Origin of the sequence: Bradyrhizobium symbiodeficiens, from assembly GCF_002266465.3 — a bacterium.
GTDB classification, from domain to species: Bacteria; Pseudomonadota; Alphaproteobacteria; order Rhizobiales; family Xanthobacteraceae; genus Bradyrhizobium; species Bradyrhizobium symbiodeficiens.
Genome location: NZ_CP029427.2, coordinates 2126843 through 2145210, shown reverse-complemented (window position 1 = coordinate 2145210; position 18368 = coordinate 2126843). Strand labels below are relative to the sequence as shown.

17 protein-coding genes and 4 pseudogenes are annotated in these 18368 nt (G+C 64.3%); 10 read left to right on the top strand and 11 right to left on the bottom strand.

Annotation, left to right across the window (positions count from 1 at the left end; genetic code table 11):
• Positions 1-34: 34 nt before the first annotated feature.
• Together CIT39_RS09795 and CIT39_RS09790 are read left to right on the top strand one after the other, a co-directional pair.
• A pseudogene (locus CIT39_RS09795) lies at positions 35-924 on the top strand (SDR family oxidoreductase).
• A gap of 664 nt (positions 925-1588) precedes the next feature.
• Positions 1589-1837, top strand: a complete 249-nt coding sequence (locus tag CIT39_RS09790; protein WP_094975537.1) for a hypothetical protein — start codon at positions 1589-1591, stop codon at positions 1835-1837.
• A gap of 160 nt (positions 1838-1997) precedes the next feature.
• Here the strand turns inward: CIT39_RS09790 and CIT39_RS09785 are convergent.
• The 3 genes and pseudogenes from CIT39_RS09785 to CIT39_RS09775 form a co-directional block, all read right to left on the bottom strand.
• Positions 1998-2233 (bottom strand): annotated as a pseudogene (locus CIT39_RS09785) (hypothetical protein).
• 70 nt (positions 2234-2303) lie between these two features.
• On the bottom strand, positions 2304-2435 hold the full coding sequence (locus CIT39_RS09780) for a hypothetical protein (RefSeq protein WP_256471597.1): 132 nt from the start codon (positions 2433-2435) through the stop codon (positions 2304-2306).
• Positions 2436-2554: 119 nt separating this feature from the next.
• Positions 2555-2749, bottom strand: coding sequence for a hypothetical protein (locus tag CIT39_RS09775; RefSeq protein WP_094975857.1), 195 nt, complete (start codon positions 2747-2749; stop codon positions 2555-2557).
• 93 nt (positions 2750-2842) lie between these two features.
• On the opposite strand from CIT39_RS09775, the gene CIT39_RS09770 reads away from it, so the two are divergent.
• Complete coding sequence (locus CIT39_RS09770) at positions 2843-3355, top strand: DUF4142 domain-containing protein (protein ID WP_094975858.1); 513 nt, start codon at positions 2843-2845, stop codon at positions 3353-3355.
• 6 nt (positions 3356-3361) lie between these two features.
• Here CIT39_RS09770 and CIT39_RS09765 read toward each other — a convergent pair whose 3' ends face one another.
• Positions 3362-3655: a hypothetical protein gene (locus tag CIT39_RS09765; RefSeq protein ID WP_094975539.1), complete on the bottom strand. Its 294-nt coding sequence runs from the start codon at positions 3653-3655 to the stop codon at positions 3362-3364.
• A gap of 271 nt (positions 3656-3926) precedes the next feature.
• Between CIT39_RS09765 and CIT39_RS09760 the strand changes: the two genes are divergently transcribed.
• Together CIT39_RS09760 and CIT39_RS09755 are read left to right on the top strand one after the other, a co-directional pair.
• On the top strand, positions 3927-10223 hold the full coding sequence (locus CIT39_RS09760; RefSeq protein WP_094975540.1) for a HAMP domain-containing protein: 6297 nt from the start codon (positions 3927-3929) through the stop codon (positions 10221-10223).
• Positions 10224-10237: 14 nt separating this feature from the next.
• Positions 10238-11724, top strand: a pseudogene (locus CIT39_RS09755) (HWE histidine kinase domain-containing protein).
• Between the two features lie 97 nt (positions 11725-11821).
• Here the strand turns inward: CIT39_RS09755 and CIT39_RS09750 are convergent.
• The gene (locus CIT39_RS09750; protein ID WP_094975542.1) at positions 11822-12043 is read right to left on the bottom strand and encodes a hypothetical protein; all 222 of its coding nucleotides are present in this window, start codon (positions 12041-12043) and stop codon (positions 11822-11824) included.
• Between the two features lie 155 nt (positions 12044-12198).
• Here CIT39_RS09750 and CIT39_RS09745 point away from each other — a divergent pair, with 155 nt between their 5' ends.
• Positions 12199-12456, top strand: coding sequence for a hypothetical protein (locus tag CIT39_RS09745; RefSeq protein WP_094975543.1), 258 nt, complete (start codon positions 12199-12201; stop codon positions 12454-12456).
• A 94-nt stretch (positions 12457-12550) separates the two neighbouring features.
• Positions 12551-12799: a hypothetical protein gene (locus CIT39_RS09740; protein ID WP_094975544.1), complete on the top strand. Its 249-nt coding sequence runs from the start codon at positions 12551-12553 to the stop codon at positions 12797-12799.
• 73 nt (positions 12800-12872) lie between these two features.
• Here CIT39_RS09740 and CIT39_RS09735 read toward each other — a convergent pair.
• The 3 genes and pseudogenes from CIT39_RS09735 to CIT39_RS09725 form a co-directional block, all read right to left on the bottom strand.
• Positions 12873-13432, bottom strand: a pseudogene (locus CIT39_RS09735) (type 1 glutamine amidotransferase domain-containing protein).
• A gap of 175 nt (positions 13433-13607) precedes the next feature.
• Positions 13608-13799, bottom strand: a complete 192-nt coding sequence (locus CIT39_RS09730) for a hypothetical protein (protein ID WP_094975546.1) — start codon at positions 13797-13799, stop codon at positions 13608-13610.
• Between the two features lie 19 nt (positions 13800-13818).
• Positions 13819-14040, bottom strand: coding sequence for a hypothetical protein (locus tag CIT39_RS09725; protein ID WP_094975547.1), 222 nt, complete (start codon positions 14038-14040; stop codon positions 13819-13821).
• Positions 14041-14156: 116 nt separating this feature from the next.
• Between CIT39_RS09725 and CIT39_RS09720 the strand changes: the two genes are divergently transcribed.
• Together CIT39_RS09720 and CIT39_RS09715 are read left to right on the top strand one after the other, a co-directional pair.
• The gene (locus CIT39_RS09720; RefSeq protein WP_094975548.1) at positions 14157-14351 is read left to right on the top strand and encodes a DUF3072 domain-containing protein; all 195 of its coding nucleotides are present in this window, start codon (positions 14157-14159) and stop codon (positions 14349-14351) included.
• An 87-nt stretch (positions 14352-14438) separates the two neighbouring features.
• Positions 14439-14741 carry a DUF6496 domain-containing protein gene (locus CIT39_RS09715; RefSeq protein ID WP_094975549.1) on the top strand — a complete coding sequence of 101 codons (303 nt, stop codon included), beginning with the start codon at positions 14439-14441 and terminating at the stop codon, positions 14739-14741.
• Between the two features lie 12 nt (positions 14742-14753).
• Here the strand turns inward: CIT39_RS09715 and CIT39_RS09710 are convergent, their stop codons facing one another.
• Positions 14754-15116, bottom strand: a complete 363-nt coding sequence (locus tag CIT39_RS09710; RefSeq protein ID WP_162308878.1) for a hypothetical protein — start codon at positions 15114-15116, stop codon at positions 14754-14756.
• A gap of 276 nt (positions 15117-15392) precedes the next feature.
• Positions 15393-16928 (bottom strand): Do family serine endopeptidase, encoded by a 1536-nt coding sequence (locus tag CIT39_RS09705; RefSeq protein ID WP_094975551.1) that lies wholly within the window; start codon positions 16926-16928, stop codon positions 15393-15395.
• Between the two features lie 208 nt (positions 16929-17136).
• Between CIT39_RS09705 and CIT39_RS09700 the strand changes: the two genes are divergently transcribed.
• On the top strand, positions 17137-17973 hold the full coding sequence (locus CIT39_RS09700; protein ID WP_162308430.1) for a universal stress protein: 837 nt from the start codon (positions 17137-17139) through the stop codon (positions 17971-17973).
• Between the two features lie 15 nt (positions 17974-17988).
• Here CIT39_RS09700 and CIT39_RS09695 read toward each other — a convergent pair whose 3' ends face one another.
• Positions 17989-18201 (bottom strand): hypothetical protein, encoded by a 213-nt coding sequence (locus CIT39_RS09695; RefSeq protein WP_094975553.1) that lies wholly within the window; start codon positions 18199-18201, stop codon positions 17989-17991.
• Between the last annotated feature and the right edge of the window lie 167 nt (positions 18202-18368).

The window sequence follows — 18368 nt, the reverse complement described above, 5'->3', positions numbered from 1 at the left end:
TTCGCTGGCATCCACAGCGAAAGGAGATACATCCATGGCCGAGCACAGTCTCGTCGATCCCGTCAGCCGCTATCCGAAGCCGCCGTTCAAGAAGCAATCGCAGCCCTGGCCAGGTCTTGCCGGCAAGATGGAGCCGCGACCGGACCATGGCGAGACCAGCTACAAGGGCTCCGGCCGGCTCGCCGGCCGCAAGGCGCTGATCACCGGCGGCGATTCCGGCATGGGCCGCGCCGCCGCGATTGCCTATGCGCGCGAAGGCGCCGACGTCGCGATCAATTATCTGCCGGCGGAAGAACCCGATGCACAGGAGGTGATCACCCTGATCGAGAAGGAAGGCCGCACCGGACTTGCGATCCCCGGCGACCTCCAGGCCGAGGCATTTTGCAAGCAGCTCGTCGAGCAGGCCGTGCAGGGCCTCGGCGGTCTCGACATCGTCGTCAACAACGCGGCACGGCAGCAGACCCGCGCCTCCGTCCTCGACGTCTCTTCGGAAGATTTCGATGCGACCATGAAGACCAACGTCTACGCGCCGTTCTGGATCATCAAAGCGGCGCTGCCGCATCTCAAACCCGGCTCCTGCATCATCGGCACGACTTCCGAGCAGGCCTACGATCCCTCGCCGGATCTCTATGACTATGCGCAGACCAAGGCGGCGACGATGAACTATGTGAAGGCGTTGGCCAAGCAGCTGGCGTCGAAGGGCATCCGCGTCAATGGCGTGGCGCCGGGCCGATCTGGACGCCGCTTCAGGTCTCCGGCGGTGCCACGATGGAGAAGCTCGAAAAGTTCGGCGGCATGACGCCGCTCGGACGCCCCGGCCAGCCGGTCGAGCTCGCCTCGATCTACGTGCAGCTTGCGGCCTCCGACGCCAGCTATGCGACGGGCCAGGTGTATGGCGCCGCCGGCGGATCCGGACAGCCGTAATTTCCCGATCGTGGGCCTGATGCGTTCGCTTCCTGCGCGGCGGGCCGGCGACGGTCGTCGCAGGAATCGTGAGTCCGTGTCGGTGTCGGCATGGTGGCTGCGGCGGAAGCTTCGCATCACCTCCCGCACCGTGCAGACCGATCGCCTCGGGCCGTCAGCGAGGGGCGCGGGATCTTCTCGTAGCGTCGTCAGAAAGCCATACATCTCGGCGGCCGTCTGAAGCTGATCGATGCGCGCGAGAACGATTTCACGCTGGCGGCCGTTCGGCAGGCCGGACAGTTCGTGTTCGAGCCGCTCCTTCTGCACCTTGAGACGTTGCTCGAATGTGTGTGGCTCAGACCGTCTTCGCATCTTCCGTCCTTGGTGGTTGTAGCCCTGGGCTGTTGGCCCAGCGCTCGACTTGCTCGATGACCTTCTGGTGGCTTGGACGCACCGGTTTGGATGCTTCCGGCTCTTCGGAAAGCTTACGGGCAACCTGACTTCATCCGTCATGGCCTCTCTCCCTCCTTAGGAAAATGCGCCATGGCGCGAGTCGTTCAATAATAAACCATTGATTTTACAACTATTTTCTACTCACTTGGCGACTTTCCCCTCTCTTGGGGAACTCTTGCCAAGTTGGTTTGTTGAGTAAGTGGCTCAACTCACTCAATTCGCGTGATCGACCATGAACGACCATCGCGCCGAGCGCCTTCAAGTCATGCTCTCGCCGGAAGAACTGGCAGCCGTTGACGATTTCCGGTTCAAACACCGTATGCCCACGCGGGCGGCCGCGGTCCGCGAACTGCTCAGGTTCGGGCTCGCCTCGGCGGACGTCGATGCTGCAGCCGGCGTAAAGTCGAGCAGCTTCGGCGTGTTCGGCCGCGGACCCGACGGACACACGCAGGAAGATCCCGAGAACGGCACCGGGGGCTGACCCTCAGAAGCCTTCCATAAAGCGAACGGCCCCGGCACGGTGGGGTGGGTGCCAGGGCCGTCCTTGGAGATTACTTCCGGCGCACCGGGGGCATGACAACCGGAAGCAACCTGTCGACTCGTCGCGCGAGGATTCGTTCCTCGCACCAGATTGAAAGCGTCTAGCCGGTCGGCGCGTCGCCGGAATCGTTCGGCGTCATCCCGAGCCCGGCGTCTTGCTGTTGTCGTTCAGCTTGGGATCGCGCGTCGCCTCTCGCGACGGCGAGCCGCTCGAACCCGTCTTCTGCGGATCCGTGTTCGGTGTGTCAGTCGTGTGCGCGGACTGCGCCCGCTGCTTGTCGCGGGGCTGCTCCTCCGCCCGCTTGTCCTTGACGATGCCGTGGTCGGAATTAGCCATGATATGCCTGCGCCTCTCCTGATGTCTCGAAGCGCTTACGCATTGCGGCGTCGAATGTTCCGGTGCGGTGCTAGCTGTGCACCGCATGAACCGCGGCCGATGCCTTCTCCAGATGAACCTGGCGCACCGTCGTCACCGTCGCAAACGCGACCGAGACACCAAAGGCGAGAACCAGTGAAAGAAGAGCCAGACGTGGAGCCATCACAAAACCTCCTTCTGGAAGCGAAAAACCAACGCGTTCGACTATTCTTGATCATCCCCGATTGGCCGCTTGCATTCCGTGAGCGATCTCACACGCGGATCCACGAAAACAGAGGGCGCTCACGCCTCCCGCTGTTGAGCAAAACGCCTCGTGACGGGCGGAATTTCGCCATCGAGCCAGTCTTGCTCGTGAGCGAGCGCCGTCCAGGCGCTCGCCATGCGCGAATAACGCTTGTTGGCGGGTTGTCCCTCGGCGCGCTCCGCGAGCTGAAGACAATTGTCGGCGTTGTCCCTGAAGATGTCAGACTGTTTCATGCAGAAGAATTGGGGACGGAACTCCGGCATCGCAACCCGGTTGCCAGATCGTATGTTTCAGGGAACTTCGCCTCTCGTCCGGGGTTGACCGCGATGCGAATTTTTGTCGCAATCATCCTGGCATTCATCAGCACCGCGGCGCTTGCCGACAGCACCGGTGAACAAAGGACTCGCGACCGCGCCCCGAGCGCGAGCGATGTCATCACCGGCCTCTACAATTTCAGCCGTTTCCAGCAAGGCCTGCTGGAGAGCGCCGACCTCAAGGGCAACGCCGAGGTCAGGAATCTCGCCGCCTTGCGCGCCGAGGAAGCGGCCAAGCGCGACAAGGCGTTGAAGCAGATCCAGGAGGCGATCGGCGCAGAGCCGCGTGCAGGCAAGACGACGTCGGTCGGCGCGAGCCTTGTGGAGCCCGAAACCGCGGACGGACCGACTTACGTTCGAACCTTCTATGCCTCGCAGATTCCCGAATATGAATCGGCCATCGAACTTCTCGACCGCTATCTGAAAGGGCCCGACAACACCGCGCTCGCAGCATTCGCCCGCGAGCAGCTCCCGATGCTGCGCGCGCAGGTCAAGGACGCCGAGCGCACCATGGCAGACAAGTAGCGACCGCTATTTGTCATTCGGATGATGCTGCTGGCTCTCCGGCCGGACCGCGCGGTTGCTATCCGGCATCTTGTCCCGGCCCGCATCGCCATTGTCATCCTTGCCGCCCGACGATGACGTGCCGCTGCCACTCGGGTTCGACCGGGACGACGCCCCGGTAGTCGGGGAATCCGCCTTCGGACTGGCGGAACTCGCGGCGGGATCGCCGGTCACCGCCCCGCGGCCGCTGGGCGCTCCGTTTTGCGCCAGGGCCACCCCGGTGAACAGCGTGACGATGATCGCGCCAAGTCCTGATTTCATCTGCGTTCTCCCTGTTCGCGGGCTAACCGGGAGACGTCGGCTCCGTTCCGAAGTTGCTGGAGACGGAAGCGCGAGGAATGCCCTGTCGTCTTTCTCGCGAAACGACATGGAACCAATTCGACGTTTCGCCGTTATTGGCATCGGGCTGAGCAAGACAGGTTCCATCTCCTCGCGCCGCTACGTTGGCGCTTGATTTCGAATTTGGCTGACGCTCTATTTCGACCAATCGCGTCTGGCCTTGGATTCGGCCGACACCTGCGGGGGAATCAGTATGAGCGACCTCGATCCCGGATCTGCATCACGGTCCGGTCGTCGCGTTCCAAAGCCGAAATCCAATGGTGTATCCGATCCGGATTCCCGGGCGGAACTGCTGCTCGCCCTGCAAGCCATGCGCAGCGGCGATTTTTCCGTCCGCATGAGCGGCGACTATCTCGGCATCGACGGCAAGATCGCCGACACTTTCAATGAAATCATCGCCGCCAACCAGCGCATGGCGCAGCAACTCGAGCTGGTCGGCCAGGTGGTCGGCCGCGAAGGCAAGACGCGCCAGCGCGTGAAGTTCGGCCTCGCCTCGGGCTCCTGGGCCGACATGGAAGGTTCCGTCAACACACTGATCGACGACCTGTTGTGGCCGACGCGCGAGGTGACGCGCGCAGTCGCCGCCGTCGCGCAAGGCGACCTGCTCCAGACCGTCAAGCTCGACGTCGACGGCCGGCCGCTCCGCGGAGAGTTCCTGCAGTCGGCGACCATCGTCAACACCATGATCAAGCAGCTCGGCGTGTTCACCTCCGAGGTGACGCGCGTGGCGCGCGAGGTCGGCACCGAAGGCAAGCTCGGCGGACAGGCCCAGGTGCCGGAGGTGACCGGCGTCTGGAAGGACTTGACCGAGAGCGTCAACTCGATGGCGAACAACCTGACCAACCAGGTTCGCAACATCGCCGAGGTGACGATCGCGGTCGCCAACGGCGACCTCTCCAAGAAGATCACCGTCGACGTCCGCGGCGAGATCCTTCAGCTCAAGGAAGCCATCAACACGATGGTGGACCAGTTGCGCTCGTTCGCCTCGGAGGTGACGCGTGTCGCGCGCGAGGTCGGCACTGACGGCAAGCTCGGCGGCCAGGCGATCGTGCCCGGCGTCGCCGGCACCTGGAAGGACCTGACGGACTCCGTGAACGCGATGTGTGGCAACCTGACCGCACAGGTGCGCAACATCGCCAACGTCACCACCGCCGTGGCGCGCGGCGACCTCTCGCGCAAGATCACGGTGGACGTGCGCGGCGAGATCCTGGAGCTGAAGGACACCATCAACACCATGGTGGACCAGCTCAACGCCTTCGCCTCGGAGGTGACGCGCGTGGCGCGCGAGGTCGGCACCGAGGGCAAGCTCGGCGGCCAGGCCCAGGTCTCCGGCGTCGCCGGTACCTGGAAGGACCTCACCGACAACGTCAACTTCATGGCCTCGAACCTGACCGCGCAGGTCCGCAACATCGCCGACGTCGCGACCGCCATCGCGAGCGGCGACCTCTCGAAGAAGATCACGGTGAACGTGTCGGGCGAAATCCTTCAGCTGAAGGAGACGCTCAACACCATGGTCGACCAGCTCAACGCCTTTGCCGGCGAAGTCACGCGCGTTGCGCGCGAGGTCGGCACGGAAGGGCGGCTCGGCGGCCAGGCCAACGTGCTCGGCGTCGCCGGCACTTGGAAGGACCTCACCGAGAGCGTCAACTCGATGGCGTCGAACCTGACGGCACAGGTCCGCAACATCGCCGAGGTGACGACCGCGGTCGCCGGCGGCGATTTGTCGAAGAAGATCACCGTGGACGTGCGCGGCGAGATCCTGGAGCTGAAAGACACCATCAACACGATGGTGGACCAGCTCAACGCCTTCGCCGGCGAAGTCACCCGCGTGGCGCGCGAAGTCGGCACCGAAGGCAAGCTCGGCGGCCAAGCCGTCGTGCGCGGCGTCGGCGGCACCTGGAAGGACCTCACCGACAGCGTCAACTCGATGGCCTCGAACCTCACCGGCCAGGTCCGCAACATCGCCGAGGTCGCGACCGCGGTCGCCAAGGGCGATTTGTCGAAGAAGATCACGGTGAACGTGTCGGGCGAAATCCTTCAGCTGAAGGAAACGCTCAACACCATGGTCGACCAGCTCAACGCCTTCGCCGGCGAAGTCACGCGCGTCGCGCGCGAGGTCGGCACCGACGGCAAGCTCGGCGGCCAGGCCGGCGTGCCCGGCGTCGCCGGCACCTGGAAAGACCTCACCGACTCCGTGAACTCGATGGCGGGCAACCTCACCGCCCAGGTCCGCAACATCGCCGAGGTCGCAACCGCAATCGCCGGCGGAGACCTCTCGCGCAAGATTACCGTGGACGTGCGCGGCGAGATCCTGCAGCTCAAGGACACGCTCAACACGATGGTCGACCAGCTCAACCGCTTCGCGGGCGAGGTGACGCGCGTGGCGCGCGAGGTCGGAACCGAAGGTCGCCTCGGCGGACAGGCCAACGTGCCCGGCGTCGCCGGCACCTGGAAAGACCTCACCGACTCCGTGAACTCGATGGCGGGCAACCTCACCGCCCAGGTCCGCAACATCGCCGAAGTGACCACCGCGGTTGCGCGCGGCGACCTCTCGCGCAAGATCACCGTCGACGTGAAGGGCGAAATCCTCGAGCTCAAGAACACCATCAACACCATGGTCGACCAGCTCAACGCCTTCGCCGGCGAAGTGACGCGCGTGGCGCGCGAGGTCGGCACCGAAGGCAAGCTCGGCGGCCAGGCCGAGGTGCCAGGCGTTGCCGGCACCTGGAAGGATCTCACCGACAACGTCAACTTCATGGCCTCGAACCTGACCGCCCAGGTCCGCAACATCGCCGAGGTCGCGACCGCGATCGCCGGCGGCGATTTGTCGAAGAAGATCACGGTGGACGTGCGCGGCGAGATCCTGCTGCTCAAGGACACCTTGAACACCATGGTCGAGCAGCTCCGCTCCTTCGCCGCCGAAGTGACGCGCGTCGCGCGCGAGGTCGGCACCGAAGGCCGCCTCGGCGGTCAGGCCGTCGTGCCCGGCGTCGGCGGCACCTGGAAGGATCTCACCGACAACGTCAACCTGCTGGCCGGCAACCTCACCGCCCAGGTCCGCAACATCGCCGAGGTCACCACGGCCGTGGCGCGCGGCGACCTGTCGCGCAAGATCACCGTCGACGTGCGCGGCGAGATCCTCGAGCTCAAGAACACCATCAACACCATGGTGGACCAGCTCAACGGCTTCGCCGGCGAGGTGACGCGCGTGGCGCGCGAGGTCGGCACCGAAGGCAAGCTCGGCGGTCAGGCCGAGGTGCCGGGCGTTGCCGGCACCTGGAAGGACCTCACCGATACCGTGAATTTCATGGCGGCGAACCTGACCGAGCAGGTCCGCGGCATCGTCAAGGTCGTGACCGCCGTCGCCAATGGCGATCTGAAGCAGAACCTCACGGTGAAATCGAAGGGTGAGGTCGCGGCGCTCGCTGACACCATCAACAACATGACCGAGACGCTAGCGACCTTCGCCGACCAGGTGACGTCGGTGGCGCGCGAGGTCGGCGTCGAAGGCCGCCTCGGCGGTCAAGCCAACGTGCCGGGTGCTGCCGGCACCTGGAAGGACCTCACCGGCAACGTCAACCTGCTCGCGGCCAACCTCACCTCGCAGGTGCGCGCGATCGCGGAAGTCGCGACCGCCGTCACCAAGGGCGATTTGACGCGATCGATCCAGGTCGATGCCCGCGGCGAAGTCGCCGAGCTGAAGGACAACATCAACACGATGATCACGAATCTCCGTCTCACGACGGACGTGAACACCGAACAGGACTGGCTGAAGACCAACCTCGCCAAATTCACCAACATGCTCCAGGGCCAGCGCGACCTGACCACCGTCGGCCGCTTGTTGCTCACCGAATTGTCGCCGCTGGTAAACGCCCATACCGGCGTGATCTACCAGGTCGAGAGCGAGGACACTTCGCAGCTGCTGCTGCTCGCCTCCTACGCCAGCGACGGCGTCTATCCCTATCAGCGCGTGCTGCAGTTCGGCGACGGCCTGATCGGCCAGTGCGCGCTCGACAAGCGGCCGCGCATGGTCGCCGACATCCCGTCCGACGTGGTGCCGATCAACTCGGCGCTGTTCCGCGTCGCGCCGAAGAATCTCGTCGTGCTGCCGGTGCTGTTCGAGGGCCAGGTCAAGGCCGTGATCGAGCTCGCCTCGCTCGTCTCCTTCACGACCTCGCAGATGACGTTCCTGGAGCAGCTCACCGACTCCATCGGCATCGTGCTCAATTCGATCGAAGCGACGATGCAGACCGAAGGCCTGCTCAAGCAGTCGCAACAGCTTGCCGGCGAGCTTCAGACCCAGCAGCGCGAATTGCAGCAGACCAACGACCAGCTCGAGCAGAAGGCCCAGCAGCTCGCCGAGCGCAACGTCGAGGTCGAGCGCAAGAACCAGGAGATCGAGCAGGCCCGCCGCGCGCTGGAGGAAAAGGCGACCGAGCTTGCCCTGACCTCGAAATACAAGTCCGAATTCCTCGCCAATATGAGCCACGAGCTGCGCACGCCGCTGAACTCGATCCTGATCCTTGGCCAGCAACTCACCGACAATCCGGACGGCAACCTCTCCGCCAAGCAGGTCGAATTCGCCCGCACCATCCACGGCGCCGGCACCGACCTGCTCAATCTCATCAGCGACATCCTGGATCTGTCCAAGATCGAATCCGGCACGGTGACGGTCGACGCCGAGGAGATCCTGACGGCGAACCTGCTCGAGACCGTCGGCCGGCCGTTCCGGCACGAGGCGGACAACCGCAATCTATCGTTCAAGATCGACATCGATCCGAACCTGCCGCGCAGCCTCGTCACCGATTCCAAGCGGCTGCAGCAGGTTCTGAAGAACCTGCTCTCCAACGCCTTCAAGTTCACCGCCGAAGGCGAGGTACGCCTGAAGGTCACCGGCGCGGTCGGCGGCTGGGGAACGGATCACCCGGTGCTGAACTCAGCCCCGGCCGTGATCGCGTTCGAAGTGTCCGACACCGGCATCGGCATTCCCCTGGAGAAGCAGAAGCTGATCTTCGAAGCGTTCCAGCAGGCCGACGCCGGCACCAGCCGGAAATACGGCGGCACCGGCCTTGGACTTGCGATCAGCCGCGAACTCGCGAGCCTGCTGGGCGGCGAGATCCATCTGCGCAGCTTGCCGGGCAAGGGCTCGTCGTTCACGCTGTATCTGCCGCTCAAATATTCCGGCCCGACGCTCGCACCGCGTGCGGCGCCGACGCCGCAGCCACACAACCAGCCGCCGGCGCTGCAGCCGGCCGCGCCGGAGCAGCAGCGCGTCATCGAGCAGCTTCCCGACGACCGGCTCAACCTCGAGCCCGGCGACAGCATTCTGCTGATCGTCGAGGACGACCCGCATTACGCGCGCGTGCTGGTCGACCTCGCGCGCGACAAGGGATTCAAGGTTCTGGTCGCTGCCCGCGGTGCCGAGGCGCTGGAGCTTGCCAAGCAGTACCAGCCGCGTGCGGTCTCGCTCGACGTGTTCCTGCCCGACATGCTCGGCTGGACGGTGCTGAGCCAGCTCAAGCACAATCCGCTGACCCGCCATATCCCTGTGCAGGTCATCACGCTCGACGAAGACCGCCAGCATGCGCTGGCGCGTGGCGCGTTCTCCTTCGTCAACAAGCCGACGACGACCGAGGGCGTCTCGGCCGCGCTGACGCAGATCAAGGAATATGCGCGCCCCAGGCGCAAGCGGCTCCTGATCGTCGAGGACAACGAGGCCGAGCAGCTCTCGATCCGCGAATTGCTGCATCACGACGACATCGAGATCGTGACCACCGACACCGGCGCCAGCGCGCTCTCGACATTGCGCGAGGAGCCCTGCGATTGCGTGGTGCTCGACCTCAGGCTGCCCGACATGAGCGGCTTCGAGGTGCTGGACCAGATCCGCAACGACGAGGCGCTGTCGAACATCCCGGTCGTCGTCTTCACCGGCCGCGAGCTGTCGGCGGAGGAGGACGCGGAACTTCACACCATGGCGCGCAGCATCGTGGTCAAAGGCGTGGAATCGCCGGAACGCCTGCTCGACGAGACCGCGCTGTTCCTGCACCGCGTGATCACGGAACTTCCAGTCGAGAAGCAGCGCATGCTGGAGAAGCTGAACAGTTCCGACGAGGACCTGATCGGCAAGACCGCCCTGCTCGTCGACGACGATGCCCGCAATATCTTCGCGCTGTCGAGCGTGCTGGAGCGGCGTGGCATGAAGGTGCTGACGGCCACGACCGGCCGTGAAGCCGTCACCCTGGTCGAATCCAATCCGGAGATCGCCATCGTGCTGATGGACATCATGATGCCGCAGATGGATGGCTACCAGACTATCGGTGTCATTCGCGAAAACCCGGCCTTCGCCCGCCTTCCGATCATCGCGCTGACCGCCAAGGCGATGAAGGGCGACCGCGAAAAGTGCCTGGAGGCCGGCGCGTCCGACTACCTCGCCAAACCCGTCAACACCGATCAATTGCTGCTTGCGATCCGCATGTGGCTGCACCGTTGAGTTTGGATCCACGAATGGACCACGAAAAGGTCAACATCCTCCTCGTCGACGACCAGCCCGCAAAGCTGCTCGCCTATGAGGTGATATTGAAGGAACTCGGCGAAAACCTCGTGATCGCCTCGTCCGGACGCGAGGCGCTGGAGGTGCTGCTCAAGACCGAGATCGCGGTGATCCTGGTCGACGTCTGCATGCCCGAACTCGACGGCTTCGAGCTCGCCGCGATGATCCGCGAGCATCCGCGCTTCCAGAAGACGGCGATGATCTTCATCTCCGCCATCCAGGTCAGCGACATCGACCGCTTGCGCGGCTACGAGATGGGCGCGGTCGACTACGTGCCGGTCCCGGTCGTGCCGGAGGTGCTGCGCGCCAAGATCAAGGTGTTTGCCGAGCTCTACCGCAAGACCCGCGAGCTGGAACGGCTGAACCGGGAGCTCGAGGATCGCGTCCGCGCACGCACCGCGGAACTGGAGAACTCCACCGCGAGGCTGCGCGAAAGCGAGCAGCGGCGCAGCATGGCGATCGCCGCCGGCAAGATGGGCTCCTGGGATTGGGACTGGATCAGCGGCGACTGGATGTGGGACGAGGGGCAATATCGCATCTTTGGCGTCAGCCCCGAAAGCTTCGCGGTCAACCCGGCCAACGTTCAGGCGCTGCTGCATCCCGACGACGTCGATCAGTTGCGCAAGGCGGTTGCCGAGTTCAACAAGGGCACGCGGGCCTATGAGACCGAGTTCCGCATCCTGCGGCCCGATGGAGAGGTGCGATGGTGCGTGGGCACGGCGGCAGCAACGGTGGACGACAGCAGTCGCGTCGTGCGCGTGAGCGGAGTCACCGTGGACATCACCGAACGCAAGCGTGCCGAGGAACGGCAGAATCTGCTGGCCCGGGAAGTCGATCATCGCGCAAAGAACGCGCTGGCGCTGGCGCAGTCGATCGTGCGCCTCACCCGCGCCGACGAGGTCAAGGCCTATGTCAACGCCGTGGAGGGACGCATCAATGCGCTGGCGCGCGTGCACACCATCCTGTCGCTGTCGAGCTGGCAGGGCGCCGAGCTCTCCAGGCTGATCGACGAGGAGCTTGCGCCCTATTCGCTCGGCGGCCAGATCGTGTTGGCGGGTCCGGAGGTCCAGTTGATGCCGACGACGGCCCAGACCTTGGCGCTCGCGCTGCACGAGCTCTTCACCAACTCGGCCAAGTACGGCGCCCTCTCGACCAGGTCGGGTCGGCTCGCGATCGGCTGGCGAGTCGAGGACCAATTGCTGACGCTGAACTGGGAAGAAACCGGCGGTCCACTCGTCATGCCCCGAAGTCTCGCGGCTTCGGCACGCGGAGCCTGCTTGCGAGCGTCGAGTCCCAGCTGGGTGGACAGGCGCAATTCGATTGGCGAGCCGAGGGATTGTTGTGCCGTCTGGAGGTGCCGCTGACACGCAAGACGGCGGCGACCGCACCCGGAAAATTCGACGTCGCAAGCGCGTCCGAATTGCAACGCGCCTCGGGCTGAAGCGCGATGCGGTCAGGATGAAGCGTCATCGCGCTTCAGGTTGGCGTTTGAGCATGACCTTTTCGGAGAACCGCTGCGCACTTTTCCGGATCATGCCTTAGCCCGACGCCACCATCCTCGTTCGCCGCTGTGGCCGCGCTTCCTCGGCGAGGCGTCCTTCGAGCCAGGCTTCCGTCTGAGCGAGATCGCGCAGCGCCCTCGCGTAGCGGCGGGCCGCACTTCGCTCCGCGCCGCGCGGCAGTTTGCGGGCCTTTCGCAGCATGTCCGCAGCCGCGTTGCGATAGGCCAGCGAGCGGTAAAGAAAGACGACCTTACCCATATCGAATGTTCCCGTTTCGAATGTTCCCGTTTTGCTGGCTCATCCTCGTCAATCCGGCATGAACGTCGGATGAAGCCGGTGACGACAATTCCTTCATCCGTTTGGAACCGGTGAATATCGCCCGCGTTTGCATGCCAATTCGGGATGCAGTTCCCATGCGCGCAAAAAAATCTTCGGACTTGATCTCACCCGCCGGCCTCATCAAGCTGATGACGCATGCGCTGATGGGCGCAGCCCTCGGCCTCACCTTCAGCCTCACGCTGATCCTGTCCAATCCCGCCGTTGCCAGCCTGCTCGATCACGGCGGAAGCCAGGCCGCGTTCGTCTTCGCTCTCACATTGGTGACGACGTTCGCGATCGGCGCCACACTCACCGGTGCTGTGTTCATCCTCATGGAGGACAAGCAATCTTGAAGCGTCCGTGACGTGCGGGAGATGCGTTTGCCGGAACTCCTTCGGTAAATAATGGTTGGCTGCCTGCGTCAATTTAACTCAGGGAGTTCCCCGCATGACAACCACGAAGCTCGTTCTCACCGCAATATTGGCCACCGGCCTCGCCGCCACGCCGCTCGCCGCACAGGCCAAGTCGCACAAGGCGAAACACGGATCATCGATGTCCTCATCGCAGACCACCGGCGCCAACACCAAGTCCTCCAAGGCGGCGGATCCCTCCGGCCAGGGCGGTTCCGGTCCCGGCTCGGACCAGGGCGGCACCATGACGAACCAGAACGGTAAGGGCATGAGCAATACCAAGTAGGCCCAGACCGACCAGCTCAAACAAAAGCCCCGCGGCGACGCGGGCTTTTTCGTTGCAGGCGAGCTGCTGCCACTCAGGCAGCGTTGCGCTGCACGTGACGGCCCTCCTTCACTTCTTCGATGATCTTGGCGCTGAACGCTTCCAGGTCGCCGGGATTGCGCGAGGTGATGAGGCCCTGGTCGACGACCACGGCCGAGTCTTCCCATGCCGCGCCGGCATTGATGACATCGGTCTTGATGGACTTGTAGGACGTCATCTTGCGGCCCTTGGCGATGCCCGTCTCGATCAGGAGCCACGGCGCATGACAGACGGCGGCAACGATCTTCTTCGCGTTGAAGACGTCCTTGATGAAGGACAATGCCTTCGGCTCGAGGCGAAGCAGGTCGGGGTTGATCTGTCCACCCGGCAATACCAGGGCGTCGTAGTCGCTGCTGGAAACCTGGTCCAGCGTCTTGTCGACCGTCACCGGCCGCCCCAATCCTTCTTGTCCCAGCCCTTGATCTCGCCGGCTGCAAGCGAGATCACGTGAACCGTAGCACCAGCCTGCTTCAGACGGTCGCGCGGCACCTCCAGTTCCGACTGCTCGAAACCATTCGTCGCGAGAATGGCAATGGTCTTGCCTTTGATATCCATGGAACGCTCCATTGCTGTGTCAGGAGCCCGGTCAATCGGCCGTCCCAGCTTCCGTTCCGTGCGCTGGCGCAGCTCACGGGGATGTGCGGCTGGCCTCGATGGCTGCTGAAACGTAAGCGGCAGAGGCAGATCCAGTGCAGTGCGTCGCTTGCGCGCACGCTAGCTGCGTCGGATGTCACGGGTCTTGAAGGCCGCCCGCAGAGTTCGTCTTCACGAGATGCTCGAGCTGCGCCCGCTTGCGTCCGAGCAGAAGTTGGGCTGCAGCATCATCGAGACCGGCACGCTGCAATTGCCGGATGGCAGAGCCCAGTTCGAGAATCTCGGCGCGCAACCTCAAGATCCGGTAAGTGTCCGGGTCTTCCTCCACGGCGCCCTCCCCAAAGGTCTTAGCGCCGGGTGCGCGCGCGCTCGGGATTGACCGCTGTCTTTACAAGACGAAGGCGCACCCGGTCGCGGACGTCAGGCAGGACACCGCCGCCGCCGGCAGCCTTCCATTCGCCGATCAGCAAGTCGACCTTCCGGCGCAGATCCATCTGCGCCAGGGCCTGCCGGGCGCAATCGCGATCGCCGTTGATGAGCTCGCGCACCGACGCCTCGACGCCGGCCATTTCAAGCCTCAAGGCGCTGATTTTACGTCGAATTTCATTAATTCTGTTGTCCATGGCTTGTTAGAACAAAATAAGAACGTATAGTCAAGGCACGATTTTCAGGAGGGAGAAGCGACATGCAGGTTCAAGGTAGATACGACGCCCGGGTTTTCCTCACCGAGCAGATGACGCGGACGCAGGGGCTGAGGTTGAAACGGCTGAGCGAAGAGGCGTATCAGCCCGCACAATATGCGCGCGATCTGTCGTTCAGCGAGGCCGCCCGGCGCATTCAGGTGCTGGAAGCCGAGATCGATCTGGCGAATTCCTTCTAGTCTGCGTCGCGCATCTGCAACGTTGGATGCGCGCTTTCGGAACCATGCTCCTGTCGATCGGTTCTCCCCGGCCAAGGGAGAACATGCATGGCACGCAAGGCAAAGAAACGCCGCTACTCACCCAGCTCCGGCAGCGATGTCGAGAGCGAGATGCGCCGCTACAAGAAGGGCACCGCGAAGAGCGGGCGCAAAGGCCGTGGCGGCCGCGTGAAGAGCCGCAAGCAGGCAATCGCAATCGGACTGTCGAAGGCACGCAAGAAGGGCAAGAAGGTCCCGAAGAAGGCTGCCAAGAAAACGGCGAAGAAAACGTCCAAGAAAAGGACGACCAAGAAGACGACAACAAAGAGAACAACCAAGAAGTCGTCGAAGCGCAAATCCAGCAAACGCTGACGGCGATCCGTCTCAGATCATGCTGCCTGGCATGAAGCAGCGGATCGAAACCCCGAACGCGGTCTTCACCGGCCACACCATGGTGCGGCCGGCCAGGTTCGGTTCGGTGATCACGGCCTCGTCCGGCACCTCGATCCACTCGCCGTCGAGACGCACGCGATAATGCCCGTTATGCGACTCCCAGTCGGGATCGGCGACGGCAAACCCGTCCGCATCCGAGCAGCATGGGCCGAGGTGGCTGCGCAAACCGTCGAACCATGGCTTCAGGGGTGAATCCGCGTAGCGGCCGTCGTCCCGCCCGAGAGCGTTTCCGCCCCAGAGCACGAATGGCGCCACGAGCAGCGCACTCCTTAGCGAGAGCTTCAATCGATCCATGTCGGCACCGATCACATGCGAACGAGCGGCCAGTTCCACAAAGCGGCGGCGGGTTCGAAGTTCCACGCTTGCAACCCATGCCGGCGGCGTCGTTGCCTCCAGAGACTTGCACGATTCGGAACTCTGATGAGCGAACACGGCTTTTTCGGACGAACCGGGTCATCATCGCTGCCGTTGACGAGAATGTTATCGATCGCATCCCAGCAAGCCTGAAGGCGAACGGAAAAGGCGGCCACGAGGGCCGCCTTTCTTGTTCGATGCCGATCGACATTCGCCTCAGGCGAGCGGTACCGCGACGAACCGGGTCGCCTGCGCGTTCCTGACCTGCAACAGCACGCTGCGCTTGCCGGACGATTTGGCCTGCGCCAGCTCGGAGCGGACATCGCCGACATTGGCGACGGCCTTGCCGCCGACATTGAGGATGACGTCGCCGGTCTGGATGCCACGCTGCGCCGCCGGACCTTGCGGATCGACCTCGGTGACGACAACGCCCTTCTGGCCGGCGCCCTGGACGTCACCGGCCGGAGCCAGAGCAAGACCGAGGCGCGGAGTGCCGGGGGCCGACTGTTCCTTGCCAACATCGGCCTTGGCTTGCCGTTCGTTCGGCAACTCGCCGAGCGCCAGCGTCACCGTTTTGCTGTCGCCCTTGTGGAAGACGTCGAGCTTCACCGAGCTGCCGGGCGCAAGGGTCGCGATCGTGCGGGCAAGGTCTCGCGAATCCTTGACCGCCGTGCCGTTGACGGCGGTGATGACGTCACCCGCCTCGATGCCGGCCTTCGCCGCCGGGCTGCCGTCCTGCGGGTTGTCGACGATGGCGCCGCGCGCGTCCTTCAGCCCGAGGCTGTCGGCGATCTCGGCGGTGACCGGCTGCACTTGCACACCAAGCCAGCCACGGGTCACCGCGCCCTTGTCCTTCAGCTGCGCGACGACGAGCTTTGCGGTCGAGGCCGGAATGTCGAACCCGATGCCGACCGAACCGCCGGAGGGCGAGAAGATCGCGGTGTTCACGCCGATCACGTTGCCGTTCATGTCGAAGGCCGGGCCGCCGGAATTGCCCTTGTTGATGGGCGCATCGATCTGGATGAAGTCGTCATAGGGACCGTTGCCGATGTCGCGGCCACTGGCCGAGACGATGCCGGCGGTCACGGTGCCGCCGAGGCCGAAGGGATTGCCGACCGCGACCACCCAGTCGCCGATGCGCGGCTTCTGGTCGGAGAATTTGACGAACGGAAAATCCTTCTTGCCGTCGACCTTGATCAGCGCGAGATCCGTCTTCGGATCGGTGCCGACCACCTTGGCGGTGTAGCTGGTGCCGTCATCCAGGGTCACCTGCACCGACTCGGCGTGGTCGACGACGTGGTTGTTGGTGACGGCGTAGCCGTCGGCGGAGATGAAGAAGCCGGAGCCTTCGCCCGTGATCATCTGATGGCGCTGGCGCGGCATGCCGTTCATGCCGCCCGGGCCGCGGAACCCGAACTGCCGGGAGAACTGGTCGAACGGAGAATCCTCGTCCTGATCCATCCGGTTCTGTTGCAGCATCGCGCTCTTGTCGTTGTCCTGGTCGATCTTGACCCGCACCGAGATGACGGCGGGCTTGACCTTGCTGACCAGATCACCGAAGCCCGGCGGAGTCGTTGCGGATTCCGCGGCCTGGGCCGGCGCAATGAAAGAGCTCGGACCGAACGGCAAGGAGCCGGGAGAAACCGCCAGAACGGCCACGCCGAGCGCGGCGACGGTGCCGAGCAGCGCCAGCCGGCGCGGCCTCAAGATCCTGCGGGACGTCGGGATGTCGGAATTGACGCGATCGTTCATGTCGAAATGTCCATGTTGGTAAGGTGTCGCCTTGTCTCCAACATGGCCCCTGTCACCTTACGACGTCCCGTCCGTCCGATTAAATCTTGGCAAAGAACGCGCGCGGCCCCGCGGAAGATCGCCGCCCGCGCATTTGATGCAGCTCAACGCGCGTCCTTCCGACAGTGAAAAACTGCGGCCACCGGATGATGTCCCTCGGAGGCGCGCCATGTACAAAGACATTCTCGTCCACATCCCCACCGAACGCCCGATGCGCTCGGCGATCGACGGCTCGATTTCGCTCGCGGCGCAGTTCAACGCCCATCTCGACGCGGTCGCGATCGGCTATGTCGCAACCAGTGCCGCTTACGTGATGGAGGGCGGCGCCGCGGTGGCAGCCGTGTTCGAACTGGAGCGCGAGCGCGCCGTGGAGCGGGCCGAGGCCGCGCTCGCGGTGTTTGGCGTCGAAGCGGCGAACGCCGGCGTCTCCTACGGCTGCCGCGCGCTCGGCGCGATCCCGGCGGATGCAGCCGGCTCGCTCGGCGAGATGGCGCGACTGCACGACCTCAGCGTCGTGCTCCAGCCTGATCCTGCGCAGGGTTCGTTCGACAACGACGTACCGCGCGAGATCCTGTTCCAGGCAGGCGGTCCGGTGTTGTTCCTGCCCTACACCTTCCATGGAGCTTTCAGGGCAAGCCGGATCGGGATCTGCTGGGACGGCAGCCGCCTTGCGGCCCGCGCCGTGCACGACGCCGCACCGTTCCTGGCGCGCGCCGACGAGATCGTGATCATCACCATCAACGAAGCCAAGGCCGTGTCAGACGAAGCGTCAGCGAGCAACCTGGCGAGACATCTCGGCCGGCGCGGATTGTCGACCCGCACGGTCGGCCTGTCGGCGAGCCGCGCCGACATCCAGCCGACCATCCTGTCGCTGGCGGCCGACGAGGCGCTCGATCTCCTGGTGATGGGCGGCTACGGCCATTCGCGCTTACAGGAGCGCGTTCTCGGCGGCGTCAGCCGCGCCATGCTGGAAGCCATGACGGTCCCGACGCTGATGTCGCATTGAGACCAACAGGCGCCGTCACGCCGCGACCGGGGTCTCCCACGTCGCGGGCACGGCGGCGTCCTCGTTGTGTGGCCCATTGCACGCGTCGAAATGCGCCTTGAGCTCGACCTCGGCGAGATGTTCGAAATGTTCGGCCTGGCCGAGGAGCTCCCAGGTCTGAAGCGGCCGGTAAGCCGCCTGCTGACGGCAGAGCGACGCCAGCGCCCGGTAGCGACGTACGTTCTCCATGAGACCCTCCCTCGCATTTACTGAGCTTATTGCCCTGATTTGCGTCAGGCCGATGGCGGTTGTGCAAAAGATTTTCTGCGCCCAGCGCGGGCTTGGCCTCGGCTTGCTATTAGGAAATATATGTCCGACCTAAAGTTCCAAACCCGTGTCGATCGACGCCCGGAGGC

Coding starts and splice junctions, on each gene's coding strand:
- CIT39_RS09725 (WP_094975547.1), bottom strand. CDS start 14,040: ATGGCCGGCGTCGAGGCGTCGGTGCGCGAGCTCATCAACGGCGATCGC.
- CIT39_RS09745 (WP_094975543.1), top strand. CDS start 12,199: ATGCGCGCAAAAAAATCTTCGGACTTGATCTCACCCGCCGGCCTCATC.
- CIT39_RS09750 (WP_094975542.1), bottom strand. CDS start 12,043: ATGGGTAAGGTCGTCTTTCTTTACCGCTCGCTGGCCTATCGCAACGCG.
- CIT39_RS09780 (WP_256471597.1), bottom strand. CDS start 2,435: ATGGCTCCACGTCTGGCTCTTCTTTCACTGGTTCTCGCCTTTGGTGTC.
- CIT39_RS09765 (WP_094975539.1), bottom strand. CDS start 3,655: ATGAAATCAGGACTTGGCGCGATCATCGTCACGCTGTTCACCGGGGTG.
- CIT39_RS09760 (WP_094975540.1), top strand. CDS start 3,927: ATGAGCGACCTCGATCCCGGATCTGCATCACGGTCCGGTCGTCGCGTT.
- CIT39_RS09740 (WP_094975544.1), top strand. CDS start 12,551: ATGACAACCACGAAGCTCGTTCTCACCGCAATATTGGCCACCGGCCTC.
- CIT39_RS09700 (WP_162308430.1), top strand. CDS start 17,137: ATGTACAAAGACATTCTCGTCCACATCCCCACCGAACGCCCGATGCGC.
- CIT39_RS09710 (WP_162308878.1), bottom strand. CDS start 15,116: ATGGATCGATTGAAGCTCTCGCTAAGGAGTGCGCTGCTCGTGGCGCCA.
- CIT39_RS09790 (WP_094975537.1), top strand. CDS start 1,589: ATGAACGACCATCGCGCCGAGCGCCTTCAAGTCATGCTCTCGCCGGAA.
- CIT39_RS09770 (WP_094975858.1), top strand. CDS start 2,843: ATGCGAATTTTTGTCGCAATCATCCTGGCATTCATCAGCACCGCGGCG.
- CIT39_RS09705 (WP_094975551.1), bottom strand. CDS start 16,928: ATGAACGATCGCGTCAATTCCGACATCCCGACGTCCCGCAGGATCTTG.
- CIT39_RS09715 (WP_094975549.1), top strand. CDS start 14,439: ATGGCACGCAAGGCAAAGAAACGCCGCTACTCACCCAGCTCCGGCAGC.
- CIT39_RS09775 (WP_094975857.1), bottom strand. CDS start 2,749: ATGAAACAGTCTGACATCTTCAGGGACAACGCCGACAATTGTCTTCAG.
- CIT39_RS09720 (WP_094975548.1), top strand. CDS start 14,157: ATGCAGGTTCAAGGTAGATACGACGCCCGGGTTTTCCTCACCGAGCAG.
- CIT39_RS09695 (WP_094975553.1), bottom strand. CDS start 18,201: ATGGAGAACGTACGTCGCTACCGGGCGCTGGCGTCGCTCTGCCGTCAG.